At 70.5% G+C, this 17,463-nt stretch carries 14 protein-coding genes; 6 read left to right on the top strand and 8 right to left on the bottom strand.

Translation table 11 applies throughout. The features are described 5' to 3' along the window. The first annotated feature begins 172 nt into the window (after window positions 1-172). From ACWCQ1_RS09655 to ACWCQ1_RS09640, 4 genes are all read left to right on the top strand, one after another. Window positions 173-3,466: a sensor histidine kinase gene (locus ACWCQ1_RS09655; protein WP_358595594.1), complete on the top strand. Its 3,294-nt coding sequence runs from the start codon at window positions 173-175 to the stop codon at window positions 3,464-3,466. 10 nt (window positions 3,467-3,476) lie between these two features. Continuing rightward, window positions 3,477-3,890 (top strand): roadblock/LC7 domain-containing protein, encoded by a 414-nt coding sequence (locus tag ACWCQ1_RS09650; protein ID WP_007384910.1) that lies wholly within the window; start codon window positions 3,477-3,479, stop codon window positions 3,888-3,890. Window positions 3,891-3,984: 94 nt separating this feature from the next. Continuing rightward, window positions 3,985-4,569, top strand: a complete 585-nt coding sequence (locus ACWCQ1_RS09645; RefSeq protein ID WP_133046739.1) for a DUF742 domain-containing protein — start codon at window positions 3,985-3,987, stop codon at window positions 4,567-4,569. Continuing rightward, window positions 4,550-5,131, top strand: a complete 582-nt coding sequence (locus tag ACWCQ1_RS09640; protein WP_009314218.1) for a GTP-binding protein — start codon at window positions 4,550-4,552, stop codon at window positions 5,129-5,131. Before ACWCQ1_RS09645 ends, ACWCQ1_RS09640 begins: the two co-directional genes overlap by 20 nt. Before the next feature lie 125 nt (window positions 5,132-5,256). Here ACWCQ1_RS09640 and ACWCQ1_RS09635 read toward each other — a convergent pair whose 3' ends face one another. Both ACWCQ1_RS09635 and ACWCQ1_RS09630 read right to left on the bottom strand, forming a co-directional pair. Beyond that, window positions 5,257-5,448 carry an acyl-CoA carboxylase subunit epsilon gene (locus ACWCQ1_RS09635; RefSeq protein ID WP_133046738.1) on the bottom strand — a complete coding sequence of 64 codons (192 nt, stop codon included), beginning with the start codon at window positions 5,446-5,448 and terminating at the stop codon, window positions 5,257-5,259. A 57-nt stretch (window positions 5,449-5,505) separates the two neighbouring features. Then, window positions 5,506-7,101 carry an acyl-CoA carboxylase subunit beta gene (locus tag ACWCQ1_RS09630; protein ID WP_133046737.1) on the bottom strand — a complete coding sequence of 532 codons (1,596 nt, stop codon included), beginning with the start codon at window positions 7,099-7,101 and terminating at the stop codon, window positions 5,506-5,508. Window positions 7,102-7,555: 454 nt separating this feature from the next. Here ACWCQ1_RS09630 and ACWCQ1_RS09625 point away from each other — a divergent pair, with 454 nt between their 5' ends. After that, the gene (locus ACWCQ1_RS09625) at window positions 7,556-8,107 is read left to right on the top strand and encodes a YceI family protein (RefSeq protein ID WP_133046736.1); all 552 of its coding nucleotides are present in this window, start codon (window positions 7,556-7,558) and stop codon (window positions 8,105-8,107) included. A gap of 4 nt (window positions 8,108-8,111) precedes the next feature. Here the strand turns inward: ACWCQ1_RS09625 and ACWCQ1_RS09620 are convergent, their stop codons facing one another. Genes ACWCQ1_RS09620 through ACWCQ1_RS09610 form a run of 3 tightly spaced genes read right to left on the bottom strand, consistent with a single transcriptional unit; the run spans window position 8,112 to window position 10,429 of the window. Continuing rightward, window positions 8,112-8,681, bottom strand: a complete 570-nt coding sequence (locus ACWCQ1_RS09620; RefSeq protein WP_451026199.1) for a YdeI/OmpD-associated family protein — start codon at window positions 8,679-8,681, stop codon at window positions 8,112-8,114. Window positions 8,682-8,741: 60 nt separating this feature from the next. Then, window positions 8,742-9,308: a hypothetical protein gene (locus ACWCQ1_RS09615; protein WP_358595582.1), complete on the bottom strand. Its 567-nt coding sequence runs from the start codon at window positions 9,306-9,308 to the stop codon at window positions 8,742-8,744. A gap of 56 nt (window positions 9,309-9,364) precedes the next feature. Then, window positions 9,365-10,429, bottom strand: coding sequence for an FUSC family protein (locus tag ACWCQ1_RS09610; protein ID WP_358595579.1), 1,065 nt, complete (start codon window positions 10,427-10,429; stop codon window positions 9,365-9,367). Window positions 10,430-10,490: 61 nt separating this feature from the next. Between ACWCQ1_RS09610 and ACWCQ1_RS09605 the strand changes: the two genes are divergently transcribed. After that, window positions 10,491-10,937, top strand: a complete 447-nt coding sequence (locus ACWCQ1_RS09605; protein WP_133046732.1) for a MarR family winged helix-turn-helix transcriptional regulator — start codon at window positions 10,491-10,493, stop codon at window positions 10,935-10,937. A 60-nt stretch (window positions 10,938-10,997) separates the two neighbouring features. Here ACWCQ1_RS09605 and ACWCQ1_RS09600 read toward each other — a convergent pair whose 3' ends face one another. The 3 genes from ACWCQ1_RS09600 to cimA form a co-directional block, all read right to left on the bottom strand. Then, window positions 10,998-12,371: a hypothetical protein gene (locus ACWCQ1_RS09600; protein WP_451026198.1), complete on the bottom strand. Its 1,374-nt coding sequence runs from the start codon at window positions 12,369-12,371 to the stop codon at window positions 10,998-11,000. 58 nt (window positions 12,372-12,429) lie between these two features. Further along, complete coding sequence (locus ACWCQ1_RS09595; protein ID WP_451026197.1) at window positions 12,430-15,444, bottom strand: glycoside hydrolase family 3 protein; 3,015 nt, start codon at window positions 15,442-15,444, stop codon at window positions 12,430-12,432. A gap of 166 nt (window positions 15,445-15,610) precedes the next feature. After that, on the bottom strand, window positions 15,611-17,215 hold the full coding sequence (gene cimA, locus ACWCQ1_RS09590; RefSeq protein ID WP_358595570.1) for a citramalate synthase: 1,605 nt from the start codon (window positions 17,213-17,215) through the stop codon (window positions 15,611-15,613). Window positions 17,216-17,463: the final 248 nt, after the last annotated feature.

Below are 17,463 nucleotides of genomic sequence, written 5' to 3'. Positions count from 1 at the left end.
CATGGAATCCGCGCTTTCCGCTGTTTGGAAGAGCGCTGGCCCTCGTGCTGGAATGCCTGAACTGCCTATAAGTCAAAGACGTACTCAGTAGTACTGCGTACTCAATGGCGTACTGGGCTCTGAGACACTGCGGCACAACGTTGGTGCCCGCCGCCGAGAGGTTGTTGGTCGAGTGAGGCGAAGCAAGAACGGTCCCGAGCCGTCGGCGCGGGGCAACTTCACCCCGCCGCCGCGCGGAGCGGCGCCCGCCCCTGTGTCCGTACCGGAGCCTGCGGCCGCTCCCGCCTCGGGCGGCGGCCGTTTCTCCCCCCGCAACTGGCGGGTGCCCACCCGGCTGAACGCGATCCTGCTCATACCCGTGGGCGTGGGTCTGGTCATGGGCGGCTTCCAGGTGAAGAACTCGATCGACACCTGGCAGGAGGCCCAGGACGCGGAGAACACCGCGCGTCTGGTCCAGGCCGCCCTGACCTACAGCAACGCCGTCACCAACGAGCGCGACGTGACCGCCGCGCCGCTGCTGCTGGGCAAGGGCCAGAAGGACCCGACGGTGGTCGCGGCCCGCAAGGCCACGGACGACGCCGCGGACGCCTTCGACAAGGCCGCGCAGAACATGCCGAACCGGCCGGGCCTGGAGCGGCGCCTGGAGCGCTTCCGCAAGGTGGAGCCGGAACTCACCTCGCTGCGCGCCAAGGCCTACACCTCCAGCTTCAAGGGCGTGGGGACCGAAGAGGCCTACGTCAACCTGGAGCACCCGCTCCTGGAGTTCTCCAACGAGCTCGGCCTGGGCACCGGCAACATCACCAGCTACGGCCGCTCGGTCTACGCCATCGCACTCGCCAAGGGCGCGCTCTCCCTGGAGCGCTCCATCGGCATGCACCTGCTGGTCGCGCCGGGCCCGGGCAAGGAGAGCCTGGCCACCCAGCGCACCGCCCTCACCTCGTACGCCTACCTGGAGGGCATCGCCATCCAGGAGTACCAGGCCGGCGGTACCGACGAGGACATCGCGAAGCTCAACAAGGCCCTGGCGAAGGTGCAGACCGACGGGGCGGCCCTGGTCAAGCAGGCCGCCGCGAAGGCCGCGGCCGAGAACAAGACCTATGTGCCGCCGCCGTCGAACCCGGTCGACACGATCACGGCGATGTCTCAGCTGCAGAGCACCGACCCGTCCGCGCGCGCCGCCCTCGCCCAGAAGGGCATCACCGCGGAGAACTGGTGGGCCGGCACCACCCTCAAGTACGAGGCGTACCGCAAGCTCGAGGAGGACAAGGCCGACACCGCGGTGAGCGAGGCCTCGGACATCGCGAGCAACGCCAAGCGTGACGCGCTGATCACCGGTGCCATCGTGATCGTGGCCCTGCTGCTGGCGTTCATCCTGGCCGGCGCGGTCGCCCGCCAGATGTCCCGCTCGATGCGCCAGCTGCGCAACGCGGCCTTCGGCATCGCCGAGCAGCGTCTGCCGATGCTGGTCGACCAGCTCTCGCGCACCGACCCCGGCCGGGTCGACACCCGGGTCGCCCCGATCCCGATCCACACCAAGGACGAGATCGGCGAGGTCGCCCGCGCCTTCGACCAGGTCCACCGCGAGGCCGTGCGGCTCGCCTCCGAGCAGGCCCTGCTCCGCGGCAACATCAACGCGATCTTCACCAACCTCTCCCGGCGCAACCAGTCGCTGATCGAGGGCCAGCTGACCCTGATCACCGACCTGGAGAACAACGAGGCCGACCCGGACCAGCTGGAGAACCTCTTCCGCCTGGACCACCTCGCCACCCGTATGCGCCGCAACGGCGAGAACCTCCTGGTCCTCGCCGGCGAGGAGCCCGGCCGCCGCTGGGACCAGCCGGTCCCGCTGGTCGACGTGCTGCGTGCCGCCTCCTCCGAGGTGGAGCAGTACGAGCGCATCGAGCTGTCCGGCGTCCCGGAGGCCGAGATCCACGGCCGCGCGGTCACCGACCTCGTGCACCTGCTGGCCGAGCTGCTGGAGAACGCGACGACGTTCTCCTCCCCGCAGACCAAGGTCCGCGTCACCGCGACCCGGCTGCCCGACGGCCGCATCATGATCGAGATCCACGACAAGGGCATCGGCCTCACCGCCGAGGACTTCGCGGACATCAACCACAAGCTCGCGAACCCACCCACCGTGGACGCGGCGATCTCGCAGCGCATGGGCCTGTTCGTGGTCGGCCGGCTGTCCGACCGGCACGGCATCCGGGTCCAGCTGCGCCCCTCCGGCGAGCAGGCCGGCACCACCTCGCTGGTCATGCTGCCGGACGCGATCACCCACGGTGGTGGCGGCGAGCAGCAGATGAACCGTGACGAGTTCACCGTCTCGCAGATCATCCCGGAGCAGAACTTCCACGGCGAGGACTTCAACACCGGCCTGCCGATGCGCACGGCCGCGGAGCTCGGCTTCGACGACAGCCGCTACTCCGACGTCCCCGACGACATCCGCGAGCTCGACCCGGTCGGCCGCTCGCTGATGCGCGAGGAGCGCCGGGCCGCCCTGGAGGCCCAGAGCACCCAGGGCCCGGAGCAGGAGTCGCCGGAGACCTCGCCGTACGCGGACGCCTTCGACGCGCCGCAGGCCTACGACAACGGCCAGGGCGGCTACTCGGAGCAGCAGCGGACCGGCACCTTCGACCCGCGCCCGGCGTACGAGGAGCAGCAGCAGTCTCCGTACGAGGAGCAGCGCACCTCGTACGAGGAGCCGGCCCAGTCGCCGTCGTACGAGGAGCCGTACTTCACGTCGAACGGTTCACTGCCGCAGAACGACCCGTTCTCGTCCAACGGGGGCTACCCCGAGCCGACGTATGCGGAGCCGGTCCAGGAGGAGCCCGCGGCCGCCCGTGCCGCCGCCCCGGACTCCTTCCCCGCCTTCGAGCAGCGCCGCTACCAGGACGACTGGCCGCAGCCCGACAGCTACCAGAACGGCTACCCGGACCAGTACGCTCCGGAAGCGGAACCTGCGCAGGCCGCTGACGCGGGTGAGCACGAACGCGTAGGCTTCGACCGTCCGGGACCGGCCCCCTCCGCCGTCCACGAGCTGACCGACGCCGGGCTGCCCCGCCGCGGATCCTTCGCGAGCGGTACCAGCGGTTCGAACGGCACGCGGCACGTGAACCAGGAGCCGTCGGTTCCCGCTCCGGTTTCGGAGAACAATGGCGAGACCAGCAGCTGGCGTTCGGCGAACGACGAACGCTGGCAGCAGGCCGCGCAGTTGCGCAAGCCCAAGGCGGGCGGGGTCACCTCCTCCGGACTGCCGCGACGGGTGCCCAAGGCGAACCTGATCGAGGGAGCCGCCGAGAGCACCCCTCAGGGAGGCCCATCGGTCTCCCGTGCCCCGGAGGACGTCCGGGGCAGGCTGAGCAACCTGCGTCGGGGCGTCCAGCGCGGACGCAGCGCCGGCGCAGGCAGTGAAACGAACGGTCAGGGCTTCGGTTCTGACAGCACCTACAACCAGGAGCGTTAGTGTGAGCCCGATGAGCCAGGCGGCACAGAACCTGAACTGGTTGATCACCAACTTCGTGGACAACACCCCGGGGGTGTCCCACACGGTGGTGGTCTCCGCCGACGGACTCCTTCTGGCGATGTCCGAAGGGTTTCCCCGTGACCGAGCCGACCAGCTTGCGGCTGTCGCCTCCGGTCTGACGTCACTCACGGCGGGCGCCTCCCGGATCTTCGAGGGTGGCGCCGTGAACCAGACGGTTGTGGAGATGGAGCGGGGATTCCTGTTCATCATGTCCGTATCCGACGGTTCCTCGCTCGCGGTCCTCGCGCACCCGGAGGCGGACATCGGCCTCATTGGGTACGAGATGGCCCTTCTGGTGGACCGAGCCGGTTCGGTCCTCACACCTGATCTCCGTGCGGAGCTCCAGGGCAGCCTGCTCAACTGACAGACAGACGGTGCGTTTTGGCGTCCCGGGGCCGTAAGGTTTCGGGACGCGGCTCCACAGGGATGGGTGCCCGGCACAGTCGGAGGAGGAGAAAGTGGCAACACCCCCAGGCGGTTCGAATTCGGGCAACTGGTCGTACGGCCCTGCCCAGGGCCACGGCGACGGTGCTCAGAACCCGAACCGTTACAACTTCCCCTCCGCCCCGAGCCCGCGGCATCAGCAGCCGTACGCGCCACAGGGCCCCGGGCCGTCGCCGTACGACCAGCCGCCGGCGCCGCGTATCCAGCCCGTACAGCCGCAGCGACGCTCTCCTGAGCCGGCGCCCGCGGGGGCGTCGAACAATCCCCTGGTGCGTCCGTACGCCATGACCGGCGGCCGGACGCGCCCGCGCTACCAGCTCGCCATCGAGGCGCTGGTGCACACCACCGCGCAGCCGCACCAGATGCAGGGCCAGCTGCCCGAGCATCAGCGGATCTGCAACCTCTGCCGAGAAATCAAGTCGGTGGCGGAGATCTCCGCCCTGCTGACCATCCCTCTCGGCGTGGCCAGGATCCTCGTCGCCGACTTGGCGGAGGCGGGACTGGTCGCCATCCATCAGCCCGGCGGCGACGAGAACGCCGGCGGCCAGCCAGACGTGACACTGCTCGAAAGGGTGCTCAGTGGACTTCGCAAGCTCTAGCGGCGGTCCTTCCCGCTCCACCACCTCGGCGAAGATCGTGGTGGCGGGTGGCTTCGGCGTGGGCAAGACCACGTTCGTCGGGGCCGTTTCGGAGATCAACCCGCTGCGCACAGAGGCCGTCATGACGTCCGCTTCGGCAGGCATCGACGACCTCACCCACACCGGAGACAAGACGACCACCACGGTCGCCATGGACTTCGGCCGCATCACCCTGGACCAGGACCTGATCCTGTACCTCTTCGGTACGCCGGGTCAGGACCGCTTCTGGTTCATGTGGGACGACCTGGTCCGCGGTGCCATCGGGGCGATCGTCCTGGTGGACACCAGGCGCCTGGCCGACTGCTTCCCCGCGGTCGACTACTTCGAGAACTCGGGTCTCCCCTTCGTGATCGCCCTCAACGGCTTCGACGGCCAGCAGCCGTACAACCCGGACGAGGTGCGTGAGGCGCTGCAGATCGGCCCGGACACGCCGATCATCACGACGGACGCGCGGCATCGGGCGGACGCGAAGTCCGCGCTGATCACGTTGGTCGAGCACGCGCTGATGGCTCGGCTGCGGTAACCATCCCTGTGAAGGGGGCCCCTCCCAACCGGGAGGGGCCCCCTTTTCTGTGCCCGATGACGTGGGCCCGAGGCACGCAGAAGGGCCCCTCCCGGTCGGGAGGGGCCCTTCTGCGTGCCTCGGGCTCAGCGCCAGCTGTGCGGGGCTCGGAAGCCGCCCTCGCGTTCCAGGCGGCGCCAGCCGGCCTTCTGGCGGCCGCGGTGAGTGGGCTCGGTGGCGGGCTGGGCGGCCGCGCGGGCCAGGAGGACGGCCGTGATGGCGGCGACTTCCTCGGGGTCGGCGTGGCCCTTCTCGACGCGGATGTCAGGGGTGCTCATAGGTCTCAGTCTCCGTGAGAGAGGTTTCCGCGAGGGTGTCGCGGAGGGTCCGCTGGGTTACTGCGGGGGGTTGCCGTGCTTGCGGGAGGGCAGGTCGGCGTGCTTGGTCTGCAGCATGGCGAGGGAGCGGATGAGCACCTCGCGGGTCTCGGTCGGGTCGATGACGTCGTCGACCAGTCCGCGCTCGGCCGCGTAGTACGGGTGCATCAGCTCGGACTTGTACTCCTTGACCATGCGGGCCCGCATGGCGTCGGGGTCCTCGGCCTCGGCGATCTGCCGCCGGAAGATGACGTTGGCGGCACCCTCGGCGCCCATCACGGCGATCTCGTTCGTCGGCCACGCGTACGTCAGGTCCGCACCGATGGACTGGCTGTCCATGACGATGTAGGCACCGCCGTACGCCTTGCGCAGGATCAGCGAGATCCGCGGCACGGTCGCGTTGCAGTAGGCGTAGAGCAGCTTCGCGCCGTGGCGGATGATGCCGCCGTGCTCCTGGTCGACGCCCGGGAGGAACCCGGGGACGTCCAGGAAGGTGACGATCGGGATGTTGAAAGCGTCACACATCTGGACGAAACGCGCAGCTTTTTCACTCGCCTCGATGTCCAGCACCCCGGCGAGGGTCTGCGGCTGGTTCGCCACGATGCCGACGACCTGGCCGTCCAGCCGGGCCAGCGCGCAGATGATGTTCCGCGCCCAGCGCTCGTGGACCTCCAGGTACTCCCCGTCGTCGACGATCTCCTCGATGACCTTGGCCATGTCGTACGGGCGGTTGCCGTCGGCCGGGACCAGGTCCAGCAGGACGTCGGAGCGGCGGTCGAGCGCGTCCGTGGACTCCACCCGCGGGGGGTTCTCGCGGTTGTTCTGCGGGAGGAGGGAGAGGAGGTAGCGCACCTCGGCGATGCAGGTCTCCTCGTCGTCGTACGCGAAGTGACACACACCGGAGGTCTCCGCGTGCACGTCCGCGCCGCCCAGGCCGTTCTGGGTGATCTCCTCGCCGGTGACCGCCTTGACCACGTCCGGGCCGGTGATGAACATCTGCGAGGTCTCGCGGACCATGAAGACGAAGTCGGTGAGGGCGGGGCTGTAGGCCGCGCCGCCGGCGCACGGGCCGAGCATCACCGAGATCTGCGGGATGACGCCGGAGGCCTTGGTGTTGCGCTGGAAGATGCCGCCGTAGCCGGCCAGGGCGGAGACGCCCTCCTGGATACGGGCGCCCGCGCCGTCGTTCAGGGAGACCAGCGGGGCACCGGCCGCGATGGCCATGTCCATGATCTTGTGGATCTTCGTGGCGTGGGCCTCGCCCAGCGCGCCGCCGAAGATGCGGAAGTCGTGGGCGTAGACGAAGACCGTACGGCCCTCCACCGTCCCCCAGCCGGTGATCACACCGTCGGTGTGCGGCTTCTTGGCCTCCAGGCCGAAACCGGTGGCGCGGTGCCGGCGCAGCTGCTCGACCTCCCGGAAGGAGTCCGGGTCCAGCAGCAGCTCGATGCGCTCCCGGGCGGTCAGCTTGCCCTTGGCGTGCTGCGCCTCGGTCGCCTTCTCGCTCGGCCCGGCCAGCGCCTGCGCACGGATCTCGTGCAGCTCGGCGACCCGCCCGCGCGCGTCCGTCGGCTCACCCGTCGACTCACTCGGCGCCTCATCCAAAACGGTCATGTAGCGACCTTACGAAGGACACCGAGGAAAGCGAGCCGTCGACTCCGTACAGTCTCCGGGCCGTTTTCCTGGTACCACTGAACAGAACCCGAGGGGCATGCAGGCGTTCCGACTGCTCAGAGGGCCCTGGGCTTGTAGGGGTCGCACAAAGCCGTCAGCCGAGAGTCGGCTCACATCGGTGCGTCGCACATGACACGCCTGGGGTAACGCACACCCGCGGGCAAGGGCCCGTGGCCAGGATCTCCATCGAGTCCCCGGCGCACGACGCCCCGCGCACCGGGTGGTCCCAGATGATCTCGGGGGGGTTCACCCGTTCGAGGGGGTCCGCCGACGGAGAGGGTAGCGGCCCGTCTCGCCGACACTTCGCGGATGATGTTGAAACCGCAAGGGAATAGGTCTACGGTCGTTCCCGTTGAGTAGTTCAACATTCAACATCACCTCCGAGGAGCATGACATGGCGAACGACCTCACCGCGCTGACCGGCGACTACACCATCGACGCGGCCCACTCCACGATCGGCTTCACCGTCCGGCACGCGATGGTCACCAACGTCAAGGGCAAGTTCAACGACTTCACAGGGACCCTGCACCTCGACGGCGCCGACCCGTCCGCGTCGACGGCCTCCATCGACGTCAAGATGGACAGCATCGACACCGGGTCCGCGGACCGGGACGGGCACCTGAAGAGCGCGGACTTCTTCAAGACCGAAGAGTTCCCCACCATGACCTTCCGCTCCACCAAGGCGGAGTCGCTCGGTGGCGAGGACTACCGCATCACCGGTGACCTGGAGATCCTCGGCACGACCAAGCCGATCACCATCGACCTGGAGTTCAACGGCGCCGCGAAGGACCCCTTCGGCAACGAGCGCGTCGGCTTCGAGGGCAAGGCGGAGATCAAGCGCTCCGAGTGGGGCCTGACCTGGAACGCGGCCCTGGAGACGGGTGGCGTGCTGGTCTCCGACAAGATCAAGCTGAACTTCGACATCTCGGCGATCAAGACCGCCTGATTCGTCACTCCTGTGCACCGAGGCGGGCCAGGGCGGCCGCCAGTCTGGCCGCCCTGCCCTTGGGCGTACGGGCCGTGAGCAGGGCGAAGATCACCTGGTAGCGGTCGGTCCGGCCCAGGGCGTCGAAGGCGGCTCCGGCGTCGGGGTCCCGCTCCAGCGCCGCCGCGAGGTCCTCGGGCACGGCGGCCTCGCGCTGGGAGGCGTACGCCGCCGCCCACCGCCCGTCCGCCCGGGCGGCGGCCACCTCGGCGAGTCCGGCGGGCCGCATGCGCCCGGCGGCGGTCAGTTCCGCCACCCGGCGCACATTGACCATCGACCAGAGGCTGCCGGGCCGTCGCGGCGTGATCCTCTGCAGGAAGTACCTCTCGTCAAGTGCCTTGCGCTGCCCCGTGATCCAGCCGTGGCAGAGGGCGACGTCATTGACCTCGACCCAGTCGACGGAGACGATCCCCGCCCCTTTCTTGGCGACCTTCACCCAGAGTCCGGGATGCGGCGCGGGATGAACGTCCAGCCACGCGTCGAGTTCGTCGACGGAGGCGAAGGGCAGGGGGTCCGGGAGCGCGGGGGTGGTCATGGGGGGAGCGTAGGGGGCCATTAGGCCGGTTCCCGTCCTACACAGTTCCTGTCCTACGCATCAGTCGGCGCAGGCCTTCCGGACGGCGCGGTCGAGGCTGTCGGACTGGGACTCCGTGGGCACCACCGGGGTGCTCTCCTGGCCTCGGTCGTTGCGGACGAGGACGTACAGCAGGGGCGTTCCGCGAGGTGGGCGGCGGCCGTGGCAGAAGACGATGAAGCGGGTGTGCAGGGCGTGGGCCCGACCCGGCCGGAGTTCGAAGCCGGGGACGGGCACGACGGACAGGAAGACGAACTGGCCCTCGTAGCGGTCCCGCATTCCCATGTACGTGACGCGGGAGGCGGCCTCTGCGCGCAGGGTCACGGGGAAGTCCTGGTCGAGCCCGACGGGCAGGCCCACGTCCGTGATCCGGACGGTGGTGGTGGCGGCGGGGTGGGGCGGCGGTGGCGGCGGGCGGTGTGCGGCGAGGTAGCCGAGCACGGCGGTGAACACGGCCGCGCAGGTCGCCGCGGTGGCTGTCCATCGGACGCGGCGCGGCAGGGCGCGCCAGCGGTCCCGCAGCAGGGGCCGGCCGGCGCCGAGGACCTCGACGACATCTCTGTCGCCGCCCTCGGGCGGGCTCACCATGCCGCAAGCGTAGGCCCCTCGGCCGGCCGGCGGACATCGGCCGAACAGCCCCCTTCTCAGCCCGCGCTCGGTCGTACCTCGGCCCGTGTCGGGGTGGGGCGTCTGCGGCGTATCGGCAGCAGCCACCAGGCCGAGGCGATCGACAGGGCCGCGCCGACGGCGATGCCCTCCAGGCGGGTCGGCAGCAGGTGTTGGGCGTCCTGGCCGAAGTAGCCGAGGAGAAGGGACAGGGCGCAGGTCATGCCGGCGGCCCAGTACGCGTAGTTGAAGGGGCGCAGGCACAGCGCGACCGTGAGGACGGCGAACATCAGCGCGACCGAGGCGTGTCCCGTGACGCCGGCCGCCGCCACTCCCACCGCGAGCAGCGTGCCCGCGCAGGCTCCCGCGAGACGCTCGATCCCCTTGCGCAGTACGTCGCCGCGGCCGCGGTTGCCGCTCGCGGCGACATACGCGGTGAGGACGACCCATGGCCAGTGGTGGTCGAAGAGCAGGGTGCCGACGGCGAACGCGGCGGCGATCCCCGCCGCCATCTGCAGCGCCATCCGGGTGCTGGGGCGGGGATGCAGACGTGAGGGGCGGCGCGGCTGCTCGGGAACCGGTTCCGCGCGCCAGGGTCCGAAACGGTCGCCGAGCGCCTGTACCAGCCATACGAAGGCACATGCCAGCGCGCCGATCAACGCCGACCAGCCCCAAGTGACCAGTCCGCTCTGCGCCTTGGGCGGCAGCGCGGGGCCGGGGACGACGAGGAGGGCGACCAGCGGGAGCGCCAGCAGCGTGCCGATCTTCGTGGCGGCGGGGCCGTAACGGCGGATCCAGATGGCCAGCGCCATCCAGGCCGTGTAGACGGCGGCGCCGAGCGCGTAGTGGGAGGCGATCAGTCGGCCCAGGAAGATCGAGACGCCGGCCGTCGCGGGCAGCACCACCAGTGAGGTCAGGCGACGGCGGGTGTCGGCGGTGCGCTGGGTGGCGGACAGGGTCAGGGTCAGGGAGACCGCGAGGACGAGGACGTCGGTGTGGAGTCCGGCGGCACCTTCCAGGAACAGGGCGGTGGCCCAGCAGAGCAGGACGGCGGTCATCGTCAGCGCCGCTTCGTACACATTGCGTATTAGTTTGGCGGTCACTCGGCCGATACTACGGGGCTATCGCGAGTGAGATAGTAAATGTTCGCGTACGATCCCTGCTATGGACCACCTCTCCGACGCCGCCCGGATCCGGCGCGGTGTCATCCGGCTCAACCGGCGGCTGCGGCAGGAGCGCGGGGACGGGAGTCTCAGCCCCAACCAGCTGTCGGTGCTCGGTCATCTGCATCGGCGCGGACCGTCGACGCCCGGTGAGGTCGCGGCGGCCGAGCGGCAGCGGCCGCAGTCACTGACCCGGGTGTTCGCGGAGCTGGAGACGGAGGGGCTCATCCTGCGGGCGCCGGACCCGACCGACCGGCGCCAGTCCGTGCTGTCCCTGACCGAGGCCGGGCGCCTCGCGGTCGAGGACGACATGGCCCAGCGGGACGCGTGGCTGTCCCGGGCCCTCGGGACCCTCGGCGAGACCGAGCGGGGGGTGCTGGCGCTGGCGGCGGAGGTGATGGAGCGACTGGCGAACGCGGAGGTCGACGGGCCGGGTGAGGAGGACTGAACCCTCGCCCTTCAGAACCCCCCGCCCTTCAGAACCCCTCGCCCCTCAGACCCACGCCCCTCAGAACCCCCCGCCGAAGTCCCCTCCGTCGCCCCCGCCCCCGAAGTCCCCTCCCCCGTCGCCGAAGCCGCCGCTGAAGTCGCCGGGGTCGAAGTCCGCGCCCGAGACGTCTCCGCCGTCGTAGCCGCCGGGGCCGTATGCGTCGAAGTCGCCGTAGCCGGTGCCGTAGTCGGCCGCGTAGGACGGGGTCGCCATCATGCTGCCGAGGAGGGTGCCGACGAGGAGGCCGGGCAGGAGCCCGCCGCCGAAGTAGCCGCCCGCCCAGGGGCCGTAGGCCGGGCCCGCGTCCCAGTAGGGGCGGCGGCCGTAGTCGGTGTCGACCTCGCGGATGACCGGGTCGCGGCCGTCGGCGATGCGGGTCGCGTCGGCCGCGCACACCGGCACCTCGCGCGGGGCGCCGCCCGGGGGCGTCCAGGCGGCGTCGGCGACGGACGGGCCGTGGCGCGGGTCGAAGAAGCAGGGCGGCCGGCGTTCGGGCAGCGGACGCCCCTCGCGGCGGGCGGCGAGCTGGGCGAGGCTGAAGCGACCGTCCTCCAGGGCCTGGGTGACGGACCGGACGTCCTCGGGTTTCCGCGCGGCGGCCATGGACGACTTCGCCTGTTCGTAGGCGTCCAGGGCGCGTTCGTAGTCGGCGCGCATCGCGTCGTCCGCGCCCGCCTCCGCCGGGTGGAAGTCGAGCCGGTCCAGCTCCTCGCCGAACGCCGTGATGTCCTCGTCCACGACGACCCGCAGCCGCTCCAGCGCGGCCCGCTGCTCCTGCGCCCGCCGACGCCTGTTCCGTCGTACCAGCGCGTACGCTCCCCCGCCCCCGGCGACCAGCACCGCGCCCACGGCGATCAGCGCGGTGGCCGACACCCCGCCGCCGGAGGTCCGGGACCGCCAGCCGGGTGGAGCCGAACCGCCCATGTTGACCAGGGCGCGGTCGGTGAAGTCGGTCAGCTGGGTCTTCGTGTCCCTCTCGGGCCGCACGCTGGTGACCAGGTTCTCCACGGCGGTACGGGACAGGACCGAGGAGTCGGCGCGGGCGTCGAAGCGCCCGCCCAGGCGGATCGCGTACAGGCCCGTGATTCCGGTGGCGGTACGGAGGTTACGGAAGAGATCCTGCGTGGGGTAGCCGGCCGGGAGGACGACGACGAAGAGCGGTTTGCCGGCGTCCTTGATCTCCTTGGCGAGAGCGTCGGCGTCCGCCTTCGACAACTGCCCGGAGGCCGCGGGATCGACATAGACGGGGCTCTTGCGCAGCGCCTCGGCGATCGTGGAGACGCTGGTGTCGGCCGAGGCCGGTGGCGCGCCGGCCGACAGGACGGTCAGCGCGGCGAGCAACAGGGCCACCAGCAGCCCTGGGAGGCTTCGGGTCCAAGCGACGGCCTTCATGGTTCGAAGCTACCCGAAGCCTCCCAAAACTGGTCATCCGTGCAGGCGGCGGCCTCCCTCAGCCGACCCGGTAGGCCTCGGTCAGCTTCTGTACGGCCGCCCCGTACCGTCCGGTGAGGGAGAGGTGGTCCGCGTCGGCGAAGGGCTTCGCGATCGCCGCCGTGATGCCCTGGCCCACCTTCTCCTGGACGATCAGCCGGGCCTTGGTGACGAGCGCGCGGCCGGCCGAGTCCGCCCCGGCCCGTTCGGCGGCCGCCGCCGCGCTGCCGAGCGCCTTCAGCGTGGCCGCGCCGCCCGACGGCACCTTGGTCCCGGTCGTGAGGCCCCAGCCGTACGGGAACTGCGGGTCGTAGGAGGCGTCGCCGACGTTGATCGGCAGCTGGGCCTCCGACCTGGGCCAGGTGACGGGGAGTTGTCCGGTGAAGGGCCGCTTGCCGTAGAGGACGTCGGCCACTCCGTCGCCCTCGGTGCCGGGCAACCAGGAGGCCACCAGCGCGTCGATCCCGCCGAGCCGGTCGCCGATCAGCTGGGGGCGCCCGGAGACGATCAGCACCGCGCACCTCATGGCCGCGCACACCTTGTCGACGGCGGCCTTGTCGACGGCCGACAACTGGAGGTCGTGGCCGTTGCCGACGTCCCCGACACCCTCGGCGTACGGGGTCTCCCCGACGACGACCACGCCGACGTCGTAACCGGCTGTGGGCGCGGAGGCGTCCTTGGAGTAGGTGACGTCCCCGTCCTTGCGCATCGCGTCGAGGATGGTGGTGCCCTGGGTGTGGGTGCCGGAGGCGCCCTGCCAGGTGATGGTCCAGCCCCCGGTCTGGTTGCCGAGGTCGTCGGCGTTGGATCCGGCGACGTAGACCTTCTGGTCCTTCCTCAGCGGCAGGACACCGTGCGCGTTCTTCAGCAGCACCTGCGACTCGGCGGCCGCCTGCCGGGCGACGGCCCGGTGCGCGGCGGAACCGATCCGGGAGGCGCCCGCGGTGTCGGCGTAGGGATGCTCGAAGAGGCCGAGCCGGAACTTCTGGGTGAGGATGCGCGAGACGGCGTCGTCGATCCGCTTCCGGCCGACCCGGCCGGCCTCGACCTCGTCGGCCAAGGTGGCGGTGAAGTCCTTGTAGCCGTACGGCACCATCATCATGTCGACGCCCGCGTCGACCGCGGTGCGCACGTGCGCCGGGTAGTCGCCGGGGAGCTGGTCGATGGCGTTCCAGTCGCTGATGACGAACCCGTCGAAGCCCATACGGCCCTTGAGGACCCCGTTGATCATGTCGCCGCGGGCGTGCATCCTCACCGGGCCCCGTCCGTCGCCGAGGATGTCGAGCGAGGAGTACGAGGGCATGACGGTGCCGATGCCACGCTCGACGGCCGTCCGGTACGGCGCCAGGTGGACGGCCTCCAGCTGCTGCCGCGTGACCTTGGTGACGCCCTGGTCGATGGTGTAGGTGCCGGTGGTGGAGGAGCCGTACTCGGTGCCGCCGTCGCCGACGAAGTGCTTGGCGGTGGCGAGGACCTTGTCGTCGTCCTTCAAGTCCCGGCCGTTCGGGGCGCCTTGGAGACCCTGGATGATCGTCTCCATGGACTGGACGAGGGCCGGGTCCTCGCCGAAGGACTCGTAGGAGCGGCCCCAGCGTTCGTCGCGGGAGACGCAGAGGCAGGGCGCGAAGTCCCAGGGGATGCCGGTGGCGCGGACCTCACTGGCCGTCACCGCGCCTGTCTTCTCGGCGAGTCGGGGATCCCGGGTGGCGCCGAGGCCGATGTTGTGCGGCATGATCGTGGCGCCGGCCAGGTTGTTGTGGCCGTGGACGGCGTCGACGCCGTAGATGAGCGGGATCTGCAGGCGGGTCGCCCGGGCGCGGAGTTGGAAGCCGTCGATCATCCTGGCCCAGGCGGCCGGGGTGTTGGGCGTCGGGGTGGAGCCGCCGCCCGAGAGCAGCGAGCCGAGGTCGTACGCCGTGACGTCGGCGCCCTCCCCGACCGCCCCGCGCTCGGCCTGGGTCATCTGACCGACCTTCTCCGCCAGGGACATCCGGGAGAGGAGATCGGCGACGCGCTTCCCGAGGGGCAACTTGGCGTCGAGATACGGCAGTCCGTGCGCGTCGATGACGATCTGCGGGGTCTCGGCGGGGGGTTTGGCCCCGGTGACGGTGAGCTTCAGCGGGATCGTCTCGGCCGTCTCGGCGGACCGGTCCTTGAGGGTCGGGACGGTGATGGTGCGTGTCGCGCCGGAGGCGGTGCCCGCGGGGAAGGTGAGGGTGCCGGAGACGGGGGTGTAGTCCTTGCCGGGGGTGGCGGTGCCGGTGGCGGCGGTCTCGTAGTGGACGGTGACGGGGTCGTCGACAGGGGCGGACCCGGTGGTGGCGAGGGTGACCTTGACGGTGGCCGTGCCGCCTTCCCGCACCGGGTGGACGGCCGAGTCGGTCGTGACGCTCGCCCGCAGGGACTGGTCGGCCCTGCCGTACAGCTCGACGTCGTCCATGGCGAACTCGCCCTTGACGCCGACCGGGAGGGTGAGGGCGTAGCCCCACATCTGCGTGAGCCCGAGGACGTGGTCGATGCCGCCGACGGGCTGGTAGTCGGTGCGGTAGACGAAGTCGGTGAAGGGGATCTCGATCTGCTTCCAGCCGGTGAAGTCGTCGGTGAAGGAGGTCGTCCAGAGCTCGGAGGCCTCGCCGTCGGCGCCGCCGTCCTTGATCTCGAAAGCGATCTTCTTGCCGTTGTCCTGGCCGTCCCACCAGAAGCGGATGCCCTTGTGGGCGGACCAGTCGTGGGCGGGGGCGTCGGCCGCGTAGTCGTGGGTGAAGCCGCCGTAGCCGCTGATGTCGTAGGTGCCGGCGAGGACCTTGGCGCCCTCGGGGGCGTCGGATCTCGCGGCCAGCCGGAGCGCGGGCGGGTCGTCACTGTCGCCGCCCCAGGTGAAGATGCCCTCGGCGGGCTGGGAGGCGAACGGGACCTCGCCCTCGAAGCGGTCGACGGGGACGGGCGGTGGGTCGTTGTCGGCCGCCCGGGCGACGGCGAAGGGCAGCAGGGCCGTGAGCAAGGCGGTGGAGACGAGCAGGGCGGTTCTTCGCATGACCTTCCCTCAACTCTCGTGTCTCGCAGATGACTTAGTTCACACCGTGAGTTAACGAGTGACGCAGGGAACAGTCAAGACGGCAGGAGCCGCCCCGGTCGCGTCGTGGACCCGGGGCGCCGCGGCGGGAGCCTCGCCGGACGAAGGCCCCCGCCGACCGGTGGAGTTACTCCGCGGGCTCCACCCCGGCCCGCAGCAGCCCGTACGTGTAAGCGTCCTCCAGGGCCTGCCAGGACGCGGCGATCACGTTCTCCGCGACGCCGACCGTGGACCATTCGGCCGCACCGTCGGAGGTGGAGATCAGGACGCGGGTGGTGGACTCGGTGCCGTGGACGCCCTCGAGGATGCGGACCTTGTAGTCGACCAGGTCGAGCTTGGCGAGCTGGGGGTAGATCTTCTCGAGCGCCACGCGCAGGGCGCGGTCGAGGGCGTTGACCGGGCCGTTGCCCTCGGCGGTGGCGACGATGCGCTCGCCCTTGGCGAAGAGCTTGACCGTGGCCTCGTTGGCGTGGGTGCCGTCGGGGCGGTCCTCGACGATCGCCCGCCAGGACTCGACCTGGAAGTAGCGCAGGGGCTTGCCCTGGACCTCGGCGCGCAGGAGCAGTTCGAAGCTCGCGTCGGCCGCCTCGTAGGTGTAGCCCTTGAGCTCGCGCTCCTTCACCCGCTCCACGACCCGGCCCACCACCTCGCGGTCGCCGCCCAGGTCGACGCCGAGTTCCTTGCCCTTGAGCTCGACCGAGGCGCGGCCCGCCATGTCGGAGACCAGCATCCGCATGGTGTTGCCGACCTGCTCCGGGTCGATGTGCTGGTACAGGTCCGGGTCGACCTTGATCGCGGATGCGTGCAGGCCCGCCTTGTGGGCGAAGGCCGAGACACCCACATAGGGCTGGTGGGTGGAGGGCGTGAGGTTGACGACCTCCGCGATGGCGTGCGAGATCCTCGTCATCTCGCGGAGCCTGCCGTCGGGGAGGACCTTCTTGCCGTACTTCAGTTCCAGGGCCGCGACGACCGGGAAGAGGTTGGCGTTGCCGACGCGCTCGCCGTAGCCGTTGGCCGTGCACTGGACGTGGGTCGCGCCCGCGTCCACGGCGGCGAGGGTGTTGGCGACCGCGCAGCCGGTGTCGTCCTGGGCGTGGATGCCCAGGCGGGCGCCGGTGTCGGCGAGAACCGTCGAGACCACGGCCTGGACCTGGGCCGGGAGCATGCCGCCGTTGGTGTCGCACAGGATGACGACGGAGGCGCCGGCGTCCGATGCCGATCGTACGACCGCCTTCGCGTACTCCGGGTTCGCCCGGTAGCCGTCGAAGAAGTGCTCGCAGTCGACGAAGACGCGACGGCCCTGGGAGGCCAGGTAGGACACCGTGTCACTGACCATGGCGAGGTTCTCGTCGAGGGTCGTGCGCAGCGCGAGTTCGACGTGGCGGTCGTGGGACTTGGCCACCAGGGTGACCACCTCGGCGCCCGAGTCCAGGAGCGCCTTGACCTGCGGGTCCTCGCTCGCCTTGGCGCCGGCGCGGCGGGTCGCGCCGAACGCGACGAGCTGGGCGTGCCGGAAGTCGATCTCCTGGCGGGCGCGCGCGAAGAACTCGGTGTCCCGCGGGTTGGCGCCGGGCCAGCCGCCCTCGATGAAGCCCACGCCGAAGTCGTCCAGGTGCCGTGCGATCGCGAGCTTGTCGGCGACGGTGAGGTTGATGCCCTCGCGCTGCGCGCCGTCGCGCAGGGTGGTGTCGAAGACGTGGAACGAATCGTCGAGCTCGCTGGTTGCGGTCATGGTGTCAAGGCTCCTGTGTTGGATCCCAGTGGATATGTCGTTACCGGAATGACCGGCTCCACCGTCCTCCCGTGATCCCTCGCGCTTTGCCTCCGGCTGAAGGTGGGCCAGAAAAGCGAAAAACCTCTCGCGGGTGCGAGAGGTCTGCGCGCGGGTCGAGGACGACGGTGTCCGCCCGTACCTGGTCGTACGTGACGGTCACTGCGGACCGGCGCGCCTGCTGCCAATAATCATGGCGAACGAGAGCA

It is taken from the genome of Streptomyces sp. NPDC002144 (assembly GCF_053593695.1).
The sequence above is the reverse complement of the archived record's forward strand: the minus strand, read 5'-3'. Positions and strand labels throughout refer to the sequence as shown.